General features: G+C 42.0%; 18 protein-coding genes. 13 read left to right on the plus strand and 5 right to left on the minus strand.

Annotated features, from left to right (window positions below):
• Positions 1-509 precede the first annotated feature (509 nt).
• From pstB to I2484_RS10805, 5 genes are all read right to left on the minus strand, one after another.
• The gene (gene pstB / locus I2484_RS10785; RefSeq protein WP_207151032.1) at positions 510-1,331 is read right to left on the minus strand and encodes a phosphate ABC transporter ATP-binding protein PstB; all 822 of its coding nucleotides are present in this window, start codon (positions 1,329-1,331) and stop codon (positions 510-512) included.
• A 13-nt stretch (positions 1,332-1,344) separates the two neighbouring features.
• Positions 1,345-2,217, minus strand: a complete 873-nt coding sequence (gene pstA / locus I2484_RS10790) for a phosphate ABC transporter permease PstA (RefSeq protein WP_207151033.1) — start codon at positions 2,215-2,217, stop codon at positions 1,345-1,347.
• Position 2,218: 1 nt separating this feature from the next.
• A complete protein-coding gene (gene pstC / locus I2484_RS10795; RefSeq protein WP_207151034.1) occupies positions 2,219-3,157 on the minus strand; it encodes a phosphate ABC transporter permease subunit PstC in 939 nt (312 codons plus the stop codon).
• 118 nt (positions 3,158-3,275) lie between these two features.
• Complete coding sequence (locus I2484_RS10800) at positions 3,276-4,208, minus strand: PstS family phosphate ABC transporter substrate-binding protein (protein ID WP_207151035.1); 933 nt, start codon at positions 4,206-4,208, stop codon at positions 3,276-3,278.
• 205 nt (positions 4,209-4,413) lie between these two features.
• Positions 4,414-4,854 (minus strand): YtoQ family protein, encoded by a 441-nt coding sequence (locus I2484_RS10805; RefSeq protein ID WP_207151036.1) that lies wholly within the window; start codon positions 4,852-4,854, stop codon positions 4,414-4,416.
• 106 nt (positions 4,855-4,960) lie between these two features.
• Between I2484_RS10805 and I2484_RS10810 the strand changes: the two genes are divergently transcribed.
• The 13 genes from I2484_RS10810 to I2484_RS10870 all read left to right on the plus strand — a co-directional run bounded on the left by I2484_RS10810 (position 4,961) and on the right by I2484_RS10870 (position 15,332).
• Positions 4,961-6,541: an amidohydrolase gene (locus I2484_RS10810; protein ID WP_207151037.1), complete on the plus strand. Its 1,581-nt coding sequence runs from the start codon at positions 4,961-4,963 to the stop codon at positions 6,539-6,541.
• A gap of 195 nt (positions 6,542-6,736) precedes the next feature.
• The gene (locus I2484_RS10815; protein ID WP_207151038.1) at positions 6,737-7,342 is read left to right on the plus strand and encodes a class I SAM-dependent methyltransferase; all 606 of its coding nucleotides are present in this window, start codon (positions 6,737-6,739) and stop codon (positions 7,340-7,342) included.
• Between the two features lie 3 nt (positions 7,343-7,345).
• Complete coding sequence (locus tag I2484_RS10820) at positions 7,346-7,537, plus strand: YwbE family protein (protein WP_207151039.1); 192 nt, start codon at positions 7,346-7,348, stop codon at positions 7,535-7,537.
• Between the two features lie 134 nt (positions 7,538-7,671).
• A complete protein-coding gene (locus I2484_RS10825) occupies positions 7,672-8,832 on the plus strand; it encodes a PstS family phosphate ABC transporter substrate-binding protein (RefSeq protein WP_346014183.1) in 1,161 nt (386 codons plus the stop codon).
• Positions 8,833-9,062: 230 nt separating this feature from the next.
• Entirely contained in the window at positions 9,063-9,173 is a 111-nt protein-coding gene (locus tag I2484_RS21990) for a DUF5412 family protein (RefSeq protein WP_207151040.1), read from the plus strand.
• A 71-nt stretch (positions 9,174-9,244) separates the two neighbouring features.
• Positions 9,245-10,408 carry a PstS family phosphate ABC transporter substrate-binding protein gene (locus tag I2484_RS10835; RefSeq protein ID WP_255551312.1) on the plus strand — a complete coding sequence of 388 codons (1,164 nt, stop codon included), beginning with the start codon at positions 9,245-9,247 and terminating at the stop codon, positions 10,406-10,408.
• A gap of 260 nt (positions 10,409-10,668) precedes the next feature.
• Positions 10,669-11,676: an NAD(P)H-dependent flavin oxidoreductase gene (locus tag I2484_RS10840; RefSeq protein ID WP_207151041.1), complete on the plus strand. Its 1,008-nt coding sequence runs from the start codon at positions 10,669-10,671 to the stop codon at positions 11,674-11,676.
• Positions 11,677-11,748: 72 nt separating this feature from the next.
• Positions 11,749-12,651 carry a DMT family transporter gene (locus I2484_RS10845; RefSeq protein WP_207151042.1) on the plus strand — a complete coding sequence of 301 codons (903 nt, stop codon included), beginning with the start codon at positions 11,749-11,751 and terminating at the stop codon, positions 12,649-12,651.
• On the plus strand, positions 12,644-13,024 hold the full coding sequence (locus I2484_RS10850) for a hypothetical protein (RefSeq protein WP_207151043.1): 381 nt from the start codon (positions 12,644-12,646) through the stop codon (positions 13,022-13,024). Before I2484_RS10845 ends, I2484_RS10850 begins: the two co-directional genes overlap by 8 nt.
• 26 nt (positions 13,025-13,050) lie before the next feature.
• Positions 13,051-13,569, plus strand: coding sequence for a YcxB family protein (locus tag I2484_RS10855; protein WP_207151044.1), 519 nt, complete (start codon positions 13,051-13,053; stop codon positions 13,567-13,569).
• A gap of 17 nt (positions 13,570-13,586) precedes the next feature.
• The gene (locus tag I2484_RS10860; RefSeq protein WP_207151045.1) at positions 13,587-13,760 is read left to right on the plus strand and encodes a hypothetical protein; all 174 of its coding nucleotides are present in this window, start codon (positions 13,587-13,589) and stop codon (positions 13,758-13,760) included.
• 278 nt (positions 13,761-14,038) lie between these two features.
• Complete coding sequence (locus I2484_RS10865; protein WP_207151046.1) at positions 14,039-14,209, plus strand: hypothetical protein; 171 nt, start codon at positions 14,039-14,041, stop codon at positions 14,207-14,209.
• Between the two features lie 157 nt (positions 14,210-14,366).
• Positions 14,367-15,332, plus strand: coding sequence for a LacI family DNA-binding transcriptional regulator (locus I2484_RS10870; protein ID WP_207151047.1), 966 nt, complete (start codon positions 14,367-14,369; stop codon positions 15,330-15,332).
• The last annotated feature ends 58 nt before the right edge of the window (positions 15,333-15,390 follow it).

The raw sequence follows: 15,390 nt of genomic DNA on the forward strand, positions 1-15,390 counted from the left end.
TACCTGGAAGACTATATGAAAAAGGACTATCCTGAAAAATCAGCTTTACTGACTTCCAGGATAGCCCGACAATAACTAAGTTATGGTTAGCTACTATTCTTCACCAACGTCATTTGACAAAGAACCTTTTTTTTATGAAGCAGAGAAACTGTCCTTTCACGTCTGTTGATCAACCATTTTATTGCGAATAATACTGGTGACAAGGGAGTGAACCCCCATATTCACTGGTACATTACCGGCCCGTTTTCGGCGAAATAATCACGACAGATTTGAGGAGGAATTGCAGTTCATTCCTCCTTGGTGATCCTATTGCGATTAGTTGCCTGTCGCGGACCTATAATGTTTAAGTGGAAATTGCAGTTGTTTTGAAAAAATGAATAGATGACTTTCTACAGAAATTGATAGTGCCCGAAGATACAATTTCGGGCACTTCATCACAAATACAAAAGGCCCTCTACAAGTCAGTGAATGAATCACTGGTATTGTAGAGGACCTTTTAGTGCGGTGCATCAACCGAACCGTCCGTTGATATAGTCATCAGTGCGTTCATCTGTTGGAGTGCTAAACAGTGTAGATGTACGATCGCATTCTATGATTTCACCATTCAAGAAGAATGCAGTACGGTCAGAAATACGTGTTGCCTGTTGCATATTGTGCGTGACGATCGCAATTGTTACGTCGTTTTTGATGGTGCGAATCAATTCTTCGACTTTATGCGTCGATACCGGGTCGAGTGCTGAAGTTGGCTCATCCATTAAGATGACTTCTGGGTCAACTGCAAGGCAGCGCGCGATACAGAGCCGTTGTTGCTGTCCGCCGGAAAGGCTATATGCGCTTTTGTTCAGACGGTCTTTTACTTCATCCCACAAAGCCGCTTTACGCAAGCTGTCTTCAACAATCATATCTAGCATTGCTTTGTTACGGATACCGTGAATCTTCGGGCCGTATGCAACGTTTTCATAGATGGATTTCGGGAATGGGTTGGGTTTTTGGAATACCATACCGACTTTTGAACGAAGCAATTCCACAGACATAGCTTTGCCAAGAATATTATTACCCATAAATGTAACATTACCAGAAATGGTGACGTCACCTACGTTTTCTACCATACGGTTTAGTGTTTTTAAATACGTAGATTTACCACATCCGGAAGGGCCGATAATTGCTGTTACTTCTTTTTCATTGATGGACAAGTCGATGTTTTTTAGCGCGTGTGCCGTGCCGTACCAAAGATTCAAACCGTTTGTTTCATAAACGGCCTTTGTCCAGTTTTCATTTTTCATGACGCGGAGCTTGGTGTCATCAGTAGGTCGAACGAGTGTTGTTGTCATACTAATCCTCCTATCAATTTTTAAGCTTTTTTTCCGATCTGTTTCTAAAATAAATCGCAAATCCGTTCATTGTGATGAGCAAGACCATCAGCGCGATAATACCTGCAGAGGCAGCATCTGCAAATTCAGGTTGCGGGCGTTTGGCCCAGTCGTAAATTTGCATCGGAAGAGCTGTAAATGTACTAAGCGGTCCAGTTGGCAGGAATTGAACGATAACCGGGATCCCAAGAACGATAAGCGGTGCTGTTTCACCGATGGCACGTGAGAAGGATAGGATGCTACCTGTCAAAATAGAACCTGTTGCGGACGGTAAAATCACATGAATGATTGTTTGCCATTTTGTTGCGCCCATGCCGTATGAAGCTTCCCGAAGCGTGTCTGGTACGGAACGAAGTGCTTCTTGGGAAGCTACGATGATGATTGGTAAGATTAGCAAACTCATCGTCAATCCAGCAGCCAAGATACTGTTGCCGAGTGATAATGCACGGACAAATACAGTTAAACCAAGAAGCCCGAAGACAACAGAAGGCACGCCCGCAAGATTACTGATATTCATTTCAATAAAAGCGGTCCATTTATTTTTTTTGGCATATTCTTCAAGGTAAATAGCCGAACAAAGACCTAGGAACATGGATACCGGAATAACGACGGCCATGAGAGCCAGTGTGCCGACAAGTGCTGCTTTAATGCCCGCCTTTTCAGGGAAGCGGGATCCGAAGTTCGTAAAGAATGAAAGATTCAACCGTCCGACCCCATCTGCACCAATACCGTAAAACAGGAAGAATGTAATTCCGAGAACGGCGGCGACGACTGCGGCGAACAGCCATTTCATCGCAGAATCTTTTGTCAGCCGTCGATTTATTTTTGACTGGAGTACGCGGTCCATATTAGTATTCCTCCCTGAATTTCGTCTTGATGTATAAAGCGGCCCGGTTCATTAGGAATGTAAAAAGGAACAGCATGAAACCAACAGCGTAAATGGAGTAGTAGATTGTTGTACCATAACCTGCGTCACCTGTTGCGACTTGAACGATATACGAAGTCATCGTTTGAATTGAACCTGTAAAGTCCATATTTAATACCGGCGTGGAACCCGCGGCAAGTGAGACGATCATTGTTTCTCCTACAGCGCGTGATGCAGCAAGAATAATCGATGCGGCGATCCCTGAAATAGCTGCAGGAACGACGACTTTGATAGCTGTTTCGAATCGGGTAGACCCAAGTGCATAAGATCCCTCGCGGAATGAAGCAGGAACCGCAGAAAGTGCATCTTCAGAAAGTGAGATAATCATTGGTAAAATCATAATACCGACAACAATACCGGCACTTAATGCGTTAAATAATTTTAGTTGTGGAATGAATGACTGTAGCCACGGCGTCACGACTGTTAATGCGAAGAATCCATAAACAATCGTTGGAATACCAGCTAGTAACTCAATAATTGGTTTGATGAACTTTTTGAGTTTAGGTGACGCATATTCACTGAGGAAAATCGCACACGCGAGTCCAAAAGGCACCCCAATTAGAAGTGCGACACCTGCGATTTTTAATGTCCCGGTTATTAAAGGAAGCACACCGAACGCCTGATCAGCATTGGAGAAAGGTGCCCACTCTGTGCCAAAAATAAAATCGGTGACCTTAACTTCTTGAAAAAAGATGAATGTTTCTTTCAGCAATGTGTAGATAATCCCGAATGTTGCCAGTACAGTAACGGAAGTGACAGCAAGTAAAAGGTGCGGGATGATTTTGCCGAACTTCTCATTCTTTTTCGCAGCAGCAATGACATCGCGTGTTCGCAACTTTTCAGTCGGTTTTATTGAAGTCAATCCGTTTACCTCCTAGTGGATAACGTTGTTTAGTTTAGAGAGCGTTGTTGAAAGGATAATGGCTGCCCTACTATGCAGGACAGCCGGAATTGCTTCTATGCTTGAAAGTATTCAGCTTTTATTTCACAGAATCTATTGCTTTACGTGCATCTTCGTAGTCTGCGTCAGGAAGTTGTACATAACCGACTGCTTTTGCCATTTCGCCAGCATTGTCAATTACATATTCCATAAAGTTACGAACTTCTTTTTTCTCTTTTAGTGCAGCATTGCTAACATAAACGAATAGTGGACGTGAGAACGGTGTGTATTCGCCGGACTCGATTGTTGTTGCATTCGGTTCGACGCCATCAATTAATACTGCATTCAGAGAGTCTTTATTTGCTTCGTAGTATGCATAACCGAAAAACCCAATAGCGTTTTTGTCGCCTTTAATGCCTGTAACAAGAACGTTGTCATCTTCAGATAGTGTTGCAGATTTTACAAGGTCAGTATCTTCTAAGACAACTTCATTGAAGTAGTCATATGTGCCAGAATCTGTACCTGGTGAATAAAAGACGATTTCTTCAGCTGGCCAGCTTGGATTGATGTCAGACCATTTTTTTGCTGTTCCATCTTCTGCCCACATTTTCGCAAGATCTTCAACAGTAAGTGAGTCGACCCAAGTGTTTTCTTTATTCACAACGATTGTCAAACCATCGTTCGCAATTTTAAGTTCTGTATAGTTAACGCCTGCTTCATCTAATTTAGCTTTCTCTTCATCTTTAATTGGACGGGATGCATTTGAGAAGTCTGTTGAACCAGCGATGAATTTCTCAAATCCTCCACCTGTACCCGAAACACCCACAGAGACTTTAACGTCTTTTTCAGCTTGTGCATATTCTTCAACAATCGCTTCCATGATTGGCGCAACTGTCGACGATCCGTCACCTGCTACACTACCGCTCAAGCCTTCGCTTGTTTTAGCTGATGTATTGCCTTCCGTTCCGCCGCAAGCTGCTAGGAAAATCGAGCATGCAAGTCCGAGTGTTGCAAGTATCTTCATGTTTTTCATCTGTTGTTGTCCCCCTAAAGTGTTTTGACTACAATTCATATGATAGAGGGGAATTGTTGTGGGTGTATGAAGGAATGGTTAAGGTTTTGTAAATGGGGTAGGGGGTTATATGCTAGATCGTCGGGTTTATGATCGCTGTTGAAACCCTTTTAGGAACAAAAAAAGGCATGCCCTTGAGAGGAGCAGCCCGTCTGTTGGTTGAACTTCATTCGAAAATATAATGCAATGCTTTCACAGCTTGGTCGACCGTTTCGACGGTTGCATTTGCTTTGCGAGACAATTCCTTTAGTGCGTGATGGTGTGCTTCATCACGAATAAGAATGAGCGGTTTGCCGAATGCGACGGCAGCACTCGCGTCCATTGCGGTGTTCCACTGCTTATACTTCTCCCCGAATAATGCGATGACAAGATCGGCTTGCTTCATTAACAGCTCCGTTCGCAAATTATTAAAGCTCGATGCCGCAGCATCTTTGGCGATTGCATTCGACTGCTTGCCTAGAATATCTTCTCCGATGTTATCGGAACGATCGTGGTCTTCCATGGGACCGACGAAATCAATTGGCAACTTAAGTGCTGCTACTTTCATCTTTACTTCCTCGCGCCATGAACTATGGATTTCCCCTGCTAGGTAAACGGTAAATCTCATTTAAATTCCTCCTCGTCAATAAATTTAATTGTATCATTCATATTCAAAACATTGCTCGTGAATGACCGAAAGTTTAGACTATAATATAGAGATAGGGGGAATTGGGATGAAAACACTTTGGCATAACGGCACGATGTATACAATGGAACAAGAAGGCGACCAAGTTGAGGCGCTGCTCACTGAAAACGGTAAGATTAGTGCAGTTGGTACATTTGAGGATTTAAAAGAACGAGCAGATAATGAAATTGATTTACAGGGTTCCGTTCTTTATCCAGGATTCGTCGATAGTCATATGCATATGATTGGCCACGGCGAAAAGTTACTGAGTCTGGATTTGTCAAAGGCATCGTCAGCAGATGACATGATGGATATGCTGATGAATGCTTATCCCGATTTGAAATCAGACGAATGGTTTATCGGAGAAGGATGGAATGAAAATAACTTTCCAGATAAAAAGATCCCTACGCGACATGAATTGGATAAGGTGACGGATTCCCCAATGCTTTTGAAGCGGACATGCCGGCACGCAGCGCTCGCAAATTCAAAAGCGCTTGAGCTAGCAGGTATTTCAAAAGATACACTAGATCCCGAAGATGGTGTTATTATGCGCGATGCAAACGGGGAACCAACGGGCTACTTAAAAGAAGGAGCGCAGAAGATTGTGCTCGGCCTTATTCCAGAACCGACGGAAGAATCATTGACACTGGCCTTGCGAAAATCAGTGGATGATTTGCTGTCACTTGGGCTGACAGGAGGCGTGACAGATGATCTTGGGTATTATGGTGACTATAAAAATCCGCTGCAAGCTTTCAAAAACGTCATCGGCGAGCAGAAGAAATTTCGCGCACATTTATTGCGACGGTCAACTGTTTTCAAGCAATTGATGGAAGAGCAAGCTACTTATAATGAACCTTGGATAGAGCCAGGCGAGATGAAGTTTTTCATCGACGGAGCGCTTGGAGGTAAAACTGCATTGTTAAGTAAACCGTATGCGGATACGCCGGAAACGTCCGGCATGGCAGTTATTACAGATGAAGAAATCGATATGCTAGTAGCGCACGCACGCAAGTATGGAGAGGCGATTGCTGTTCACGTCATCGGGGATGCAGCTGTTGAAAAAGCGCTCAATGCGATTGAAAAGTACCCAGTTCCTAGTGGCAAACGTGATCGCCTTATCCATGTAAATGTCTTGCGTGAAGATCTAGTCAAACGTATGGAAAAGCTGCCAGTCATCCTTGATTTACAGCCGGTGTTTGTATCGTCAGATTTCCCATGGGTCATGGAGCGTTTAGGCGAGGACCGTCTTGACTGGGCTTATGCGTGGAAAAAGCTGCTCGATCGCGGATTCATTTGTGGTGGTGGTTCCGATGCGCCAATCGAAGAGGTTGATCCATTGCTTGGCATCTATGCAGCGGCAGCGCGTCGAAAGCCTGGGGAAAACCATGAAGGCTATTTGCCGGATGAAAAACTGAGTCGCTATGAAGCAGTAGGTTTATTTACAACGGGAAGTGCAGGTACAATCGGGAAAGCGGATGTCCGAGGTAAACTTATACCTGGATTCGATGCAGATTTCACTGTGCTCGATAGGGATTTATTCCAAGTGACAGATGAAGAAATCGTGAACGCGACTGTTGTGATGACCGTTGTTGCGGGTGAAGTGATGTATAGAGGTGATGAACATGTTTGACTCGTTAGCGGCAACTACTGGTCATAAAACACGGCATACCGATCATATAACTCGGCACCCGATCATAAACCACCGCGTACCGATCATATAACCCGGCACTCGATCATAAACCACGGCGTACCGATCATAAACCTCCCCAAAACCTAGCTAACTATGTGGTAAGCTAGAACCAGCCTAGTAAAAGGGGTCTGACAAATGACAAACAGTTGGCATGAACGTTTTTCTACAGAAGAATATATCTACGGCAAAGAACCTAATGGATTTCTCGTAGAGGCGGCACAGCAGTTACCAAAGGGCAAAGTACTTTGCATTGCGGAAGGCGAAGGACGCAATTCGGTTTACTTGGCGACACTCGGCTTCGACGTAACGGCGTGGGATTATGCGCCAGCCGGACTGGAGAAAACCAAGCAGTTAGCAGATGAAAAAGGTGTCGCCGTAAAAACTGAGCTCCGAGATTTGTCGGAAGTGATGTGGGAAGAAGAGCAGTGGGATGCCATTGTCCACATCTTCGGTCATTTCCCGGGAAACGTTATGAACCGTACGTTAGCAGGGATAAAGAAGGCATTAAAACCAGGCGGCTACTATATAAGCGAACTGTATACGAAAGAGCAGCTCCGTTACGGAACGGGCGGCCCACGCATCGAAGAAATGCTGTGTGCTCCAGTTCAGATGCTTGAACAATTCGACGGTTATTTCGTAAAACACTTCCATATTGGGGAAGTTAATCGCGTGGAGGGCCAGTTGCATACTGGAACCGCACACGTCGTACAAAGTATGTTTCAAAAAAGAGAGGACGAGTAATAAATGAGTGGACAGAATCGTGCAGATGTAACACCAGGAATAAAAGTGGCAGTCATCTTGAAAAAAGATCAGCGTTCGGGCGTGAAGACGGAGGGTGTCGTTAAAGATTTGTTGACGAACTCAAGCTTCCACCCACACGGTATTAAAGTACGCTTGGAAGACGGACAAGTTGGACGGGTATGCGAGATTTTGTAAGGTAAATAATCAGCTGTATACTAACTCGAAACACCCGAAAACCCATTCTTAAACACTGAGAATGGGTTTTTGTGGTAAAGTTCACTTGTAGCTGAATGGTCCGATAAATTAGATGTCATAAAGGAGGTCATGATGTGGAGAAGGATATTTTTCGGAGAGCGGGAGACGTTGTGATATTCATTGTAATTATGGGCTTGCTGCTACCTTTTACACTTATTGGTGCATTATATGTCTGGATCGCAGGACTATTATTTTTGCTGCCACTCCTAGTTGTGCTTTATGTGTCGTTGGGCACTGTATTATTCGTGAGAATGTTTGGGAAGAGCAAACACGAAAAAGTTGTTTACCGCGTCATCATTGGGGTCGTTTGCTTATCACTCATAGTCGCAGTTCCGAGCATTTACAATAAAACGAGGCCGATTGTTCAGGATGGTCAAGTGGATACGAGCACCTATGAACCTTTTGGTGACCACACAAAAGCGGTGACCCTTACAGAACCTTCGACAATGAAAATTGAAGAAAATCTGCCAATTATTGATGGCGCGACTGCATTATATCCTGTTTATGCTGCTTTCGCACAGGCAGTGTATCCTGAAAAGAAGTATGACCAACACGACAGTGAAGTGATGTCGAATCGGACCGGTGCGGCTTATAGTAATCTCATAAATGGTAGGGCTGATATTATTTTCGCGCTTGCTCCATCTGATCAGCAGTTGGCGGTGGCGAAACGATTAGGAAAAGAGCTAAAGCTGACACCAATCGGCAAAGAAGCCTTTGTGTTCTTTGTTAATGAAAAAAACCCTGTACAGAGTTTGACTGAGGATGAAATCAAGGGGATTTATGCGGGAGACATCACGAATTGGGAAGCAGTCGGCGGTAAGAACAAGGACATTCGTGCTTTCCAACGACCTGATGACAGCGGTAGCCAGACAGCTCTCCAACATTTTATGGGGGACGTGCCGATTATGGATCCGCCTGTTGAGGACATTGCGTCACTCATGGGCACAGTTATCGATCAAGTGTCCGATTATAAAAACTACAACAATGCCATTGGCTACACGTTTAGATATTATTCAACAGAAATGACGAAAAACAATGCTATCCGTTTACTCTCCGTGAATGGTGCCGAACCAACAAAGGAAACGATACGTTCTAGAGATTATCCGATTACCAACGAATTGTACGCAGTCACTTCAGGCAGTGACAATCCGCATGTTGACGCATTCATCGACTGGATTTTGTCGGAGCAAGGGCAGGAGATTATTGAGAAGACAGGATATGTTTCTATAAAGTGATCTATCAAAAATCCGAAGAGGGTCTATTCTTTACTGGAAACAATTGTGTGACATATTACGTCAAGAATGTAAGAAGAAAGTAAGGCGATAAAGTTCGCTTTGAAGGTGACCAGAATTTCGTTCGCGATGTTAGTGGGACTTGTCATCATTCGATTATTCGTATATTACTATTTTTTATTAATACAAATCACCTGCCGAAGGGAGAACCGCTAACGCAACTTTTTCGCCCAGTGGCGTACGCTGTCAGGAGGGAATATATTTGGATAGATGACACTATAGTATCAATCAACGGAGTTAAACTAGATATGCGGATAGATGTATATGACTATCGGAAACAGTAAGGAATTTACTAGAAGCCGTTTTACTTAACTACGCTTAAAAGTAAGAAGATTTCACAACTGGAGGGGCTAAATTGAAAATAGATATGATTATAGGAAACATTATTATAATTAGTGTACTAGCGATAATTTTGGCTTTACCTTTACTGTTTTTCTCTTTTTTGTACATTCCACCGAATATGTCGTATATCATTCCACTCGTAATCGCACTATACGTTTTTCTGGTTGCCCTTTTTTCATTCAAAACGTTTGGCTTGATGAAGCGAACAACTGGAAAGAAAGTATTTTACGGGCTGGCGGCAGCTATTGCAGTAGTCGGATTATCCTTCGCGATTTCGGGGCTGTATAAGCAGTCGTTGGACATTGTTGGGGATGCTGAAGTAGACTTGCAACAATATATGCCATTTGAAAAAGGAACGAAAGCGGTGAAGTTGGATAAGCCCGCAACCTTGAAACTAGAATCAGAGTTACCAATTATTGATGGTGCGACTGCACTGTATCCGATGTATGCGGCATTCGCGCAGGCGATATATCCGGAGAAAGCGTATCAAATTTATGACAGTGAAGTGATGTCTAACATGACGCATATAGCATACGAAAATCTTATTAGTGGCAAGGTAGATATGATTTTTGTTGCGGGACCTTCTGCGGATCAAATTGAGTCCGCTAAACTAGCCGGGAAAGAATTAAAATTAACGCCAATTGGTAAGGAAGCATTTGTCTTTTTCGTCAACTCAAAAAATAGCGTGCAGGATTTGACGATGAATGAGATAAAAGGAATTTATTCGGGTGCAATTCAAAATTGGAAAGAGGTTGGAGGTAAAAGTAAAGCCATTCGCGCTTTTCAACGACCTGAAGACAGTGGTAGTCAAACTGCGCTTCAAAACTTGATGGACGATGTACCAATCATGGATCCTCCAGTTGAAAATATAATTGACCTTATGGGTGGAATCATTAATCAGGTATCGGCCTATACAAACTATAATAATGCGATTGGCTTTACATTCCGCTATTATTCCACAGAAATGGTCAGGAACGATGAAATTCGTTTACTTCAAGTGGAAGGTATTGAACCAACAGTCGATTCCATTCGCTCGGGTGATTATCCGATAGCAAGTGAATTTTATGCCGTGACTGCCGGCAGTGATAATCCGCATGTTGAGGCATTCATCGACTGGATTTTGTCGGAGCAAGGGCAGGAGATTATTGAGAAGACGGGATATGTTTCGATTGAGTGAAGTATAAGTAAACTAAAACAAAGGAGTCGTTTAAATTAATATATTTTTTATCCTTCATAATATCGATTATTGGCGTTTTGGGGTTTCTGAATCTCGTAACCTTACTTCAAAGAATGAAAGACGGTGGGAATTATCATAATCAGAAAGTGCTCGGGGGAGTTATTATGTTCTTCTTTGTTTTTTGCATCTTTTTTTAATTCTTGCTATGGAATGAATGTTCTTTTAAATAGCGGTGAAATGAGGAGTAGGGGGCGGGTACAATGAAATTGACAACACGTTTAGAAATTGAATACCCCATCTTTCAAGCCCCAATGGCGGGGGTGACAACGCCGGAATTTGTGGCGGCATCTTCGGAAGCAGGCGCACTTGGTTCAATTGGAGCGGGTTATCTTTCAGCCGATGAGACGCGTCAGTTTATTCGCGAAGTGAAGGAGCGGACGGAGAAATCGTTTGCGGTGAACTTGTTTGTTCCGGAGCGGGTTGAAATGGACCCGCTGTATTTACGGCAAGCATATGAGGCGCTAAAACCGATTGGCAAGCAGCTCGGTCTGCCGTTTTGGGAAGCAACGCTGTCGGAATCTGAATTTGATGGGCAAGTTCAAGTAGTGGTAGAAGAAGGCGTGAAAGTCTGTTCATTTACATTCGGATTGCCGGATGAAAAGACTGTGCGATTGTTGAAAGGAAATGACGTTTATCTCATTGGGACAGCAACGACAGTGGATGAGGCGAAACTGGCAGAACAAGCGGGCATGGATGCAATCGTTGTACAAGGCAGTGAAGCAGGTGGGCACCGTGGGTCTTTTGCTGGTGAATTAACGTTGATTCCCTTGGATGAATTGCTTAGAGGGGTAGTCGCAGCTGTTCAAGTTCCGGTCATTGCAACAGGCGGAATTGCGAATAAAGAAATGATGGGAAATGCACTATCTGCTGGGGCACAAGCAGTCCAAATAGGAACTGCATTCCTGGCGGCCGATGAAAGTGGCGCACATCCCCTTTATAAACAGGCAATTTTGGATGCAGAAGCTGGATGTACGGTATTAACAAAGGCATTCTCTGGCAAAACCGCACGCGGTATACGCAATCGATTCATTACTGAAATGAACGAGGAAGTTATTGCACCTTACCCGTTTCAGAATGATTTAACAAAAGAGATTCGTAAAGAGGCGGCAAAGCAAGGAAATACTGATTTTATGTCGTTGTGGGCGGGCGAAAGTGTGCATTTAAGCACTAGTGAAAAATTGAAAGCTATCATCGGAAAGCTTATTTAATAATTTGCGCCATTCAGCCATCCGATTTGGTACACTGAATAAATGATATTGATAAGGATGGCGATGGATTAAATGCGGAAATATATCGGAGAAATAGGACTTATTATCACAGCAATCATATGGGGTAGCGGATTTGTGGCTAGTGCCGTATCCTTGGAATACTATACTCCGTATCAAATACTGGCGGGGCGGTTTGTCGTAGGCGCACTAATTTTAGCGATTGTGTTTCATAAACGGTTAAAGATGATAAAGAAAAGTGCATTGATAAAAGGGTCAATATTGGGGATCGTTCTCTATATCGCTTTTGCTCTTCAAACGGTAGGTTTACAGTATACGACACCTTCAAAAAATGCATTCTTAACTGCTGTCAATGTTGTTATTGTACCATTTATAGGATTCATCATTTATAAGAAGAAAATTGATATCTTTGAACTCGGCGGGGCGTTCATGGCCATGATTGGAGTAGCAGTACTATCACTTAAATTCTCTTCAGAAGTCAACGTAGGAGATTTATTAACGCTATGCTGCGCAGTAGGATTTGCGTTCCATATCTTCTATACCTCTAAATTTGTAAAAGACGAGGACCCTATCCAGCTAACGATTATTCAAATGACGGTAGCGGCAGTGATTGGATACGTCGTTGTAGTATTCAAAAGTGAAACAACCTTTTCTATGGAGGCAGAAGGTCTGCTCCCACTCCTTTACCTGGCAGTATTCTCGACAACAATCGCATTTTTATTAAAAACAACTGCACAAAAGTTTATAACGGAAACGAAAGCAGCAATCATTCTATCGACCGAATCATTTTGGGGTATGGCATTTTCAGTTGTGATTTTAAGCGAAGTAATGACTGGGAAAATGGCCATTGGTGCAATACTCATCCTTAGCGCAATCGTCATATCGGAAACGAAACTCAGTTTTTTGAAAAAGAAACGGCTGAATGGAATGTTTGAAAAGGGGGATACCCGTGTCTAAAGCTGTTTATTGTGAAAAATGCTCTAAAGAAATTAAGTTTAGAGGGGATTTAGTAACCGCAACTATACTTTTTGTTGTAGTTGCTTATCATGAAGATTGTTATGTAAAAGAATTGAAAGGGTTCAGGGGACTTTTCTTAGACAATGAACCGCTTAATGGTTTTTCGGGCAATTTCTTGTTTGTAATGGCAGTTTTAGTAGGTATCGGCTTTGCTTTTGGCTCGTTCAAGTGGGTGTCAATTATAGCCGTAATTCCTGTATTATATAGGCTTTTTTCTTTTATAAGTTTGAAGGACTATCGGAAAAATAACGTCAGGGTAATTACCGGTGAAAGTAATTTGTTTAATCATCTTAGTTCTGGTGCCTGTCACTAAGATGATAAAAGATTGAGGAGGCTACAATGGAAATTTACTACAATTTAACAGAAGAAGATTATATAAATTTCAATTTGTATCATATCAAAAATTCTGAAACTGGTAAACGGGCATTGGCATTGCAAAGGTTTTTATCTCCATTATTCTTTATCATTATTTCTTATGTTTATGCTGCGATTAGTGACATGCCTTTTCTACCGCTGTTTATCACTTTTTTCATAATGAGTATACTATGGATTATTTTTTACCCGAAGCATTTTTACAAACTCATTGCCCGTAATGCTAAGAAAATGATCAAAGAAGGAAGAAATGACGGTTTAATCGGTCATCATCAACTGAAAATGACAGAAGAAGGATTAGTGGATACGTCCCTAAACAAAGAAACAAAAGTAACTTGGTCCGGCATAACAAGTTTCAAAGAAGACGAGGGATATTACTATCTTTACAACAGCTCAGTAAGTGCCTATATCCTTCCGAAAAGGGAGATTGATCATGCAGATGAAGTTAAGCAATATATTCAATCTAAGGTAATGAATAATGGTTGAATTGTGGAGGAATAAAAATGCACAGAAAAAAATATTTCACCCTTGTACCGCTAGCCCTTTTACTGGGTATTTCAACATTTTATTATCTGCCTGCTGAAGAAAAAAATTATACATTAGTCGTACCTTTACTATTTTGGGTTGCTTATTATAGCTGGATTTATATTGAAAAGAAATCCAAGTGTAATGAGTGACAGTCACCCATCCAATCAAAGCTTGGAAGTGGGATTTAGTTGCGAGTCCGCTATAGTATTTTAAGAGAAATTCATAGGGGAAACTAAACGCTTACTGCCGAGGAATATAGGGGTAGATGAAGACGGTAAAACAAGCAAAAGTCTTCAAAGGATGAGCTGAAAATCGAGCAGGTGTTACAAGGTGAAGCATTGAATAATCTTGTGAATTTGTCTGCTTACATAGAGCAAACTTAGAAGCAATCTGCACTGAAAAAAACAATGCAAGGCGAAGAAATGTTATGAAGCAGGAAATCGCGCTTGATGGGGCTAGGGGTCTAACGACAACAGCAAAGCGTGATCGTCTATCTGATTGGACTAGTAAAATCGATCAGCTTGGTAAACCGACGGAAAATAATACCGCTAAAAAGCTTGGTGAATTTAAGAAAGAGCAAATGAATATCACAGCATAAACAAGAAAACCTATCCTCTTATGAAGAAGGACGGTTTTTTTGCGTTTTATCTTAAGGCTTTGCTCGTAAGGGTTTCCTTAGCAATTAACCAGACAGGAGTATATGCTAAGATGTAATTAATATTGGGAATAAATATGATTTATTAAGGAGATATATTATGAAAGTTAAATTAGAAGATGTTGCGAAAGCAGCGGGCGTATCTCCAACTACTGTATCTCGCGTGTTAAATAATAGGGGGTATATTAGTGAGCTGACGAAAGAAAAAGTGGAGAACGCTATTAAAGAATTGAATTATTACCCCAATGATGTTGCGAGGTCTCTGTTCAAAAAGAGAACGAATTTTATTGGACTGATCGTCCCGACAGTTAGCAACCCTTTTTTCGGGGAATTATCGTTGTATATTGAAAATATCTGTTCTTCTTTAGGTTATAAGATTATTCTTTGCAATAGTTCAGGGCAGCTTGAAAAAGAGAAAGCCTACGCAACCATGCTGATTCGACATCAAGTAGATGGTATCATTGTCTGTTCATATAATCGGGGAATTGATACATATAAGTATCCAAAGCTTCCGATTGTTGCGATTGACCATTACTTGGCACCGACAATACCTGTAGTAGGTTCTGATAATTACATGGGCGGAAAATTGGCGGTTCAGCATTTAATTGATCGAGGATGCCGTTCAATTATTCATATTAATGGCCCTCTTGAATTAGAAACGCCTGCTCAATATAGGCGAAAGGCTTATGAGGATTTGGTCGATAATCCGATTACATATGAATTACAGTTTGACGAAGAGGATATTGTTCTATCGATAAGAAAAATTTTGACGGAACGTCCCGAAACAGATGGAATTTTTGCCAGTGATGATATGATGGCTGCTGCTTGTTTGCAAGTTGCTAGAGAATTGAGCATCCAAGTGCCTGAGCAACTAAAGGTCATCGGCTATGATGGAACGAAAACGACCAGAAGTTTGTTACCACAACTCACGACAATTAAACAACCAATTGAGGAGATTGCTAAAACATCTGTGAAAAAATTAATGGATATGATTGATAACCCAGAGTGTTCAGGTTCATATGAAACTGTATTGCCTGTTCAGTTGTTAATCAGTGAGACAACCTAATTTTCTTAAGATTAGGTTTTTTTAGTTTTTCGTATGTCAAGCGGTTGACATGTTAGTG

This window comes from Sporosarcina sp. E16_8 (assembly GCF_017347095.1).
In the GTDB taxonomy this organism is placed as follows: domain Bacteria; phylum Bacillota; class Bacilli; order Bacillales_A; family Planococcaceae; genus Sporosarcina.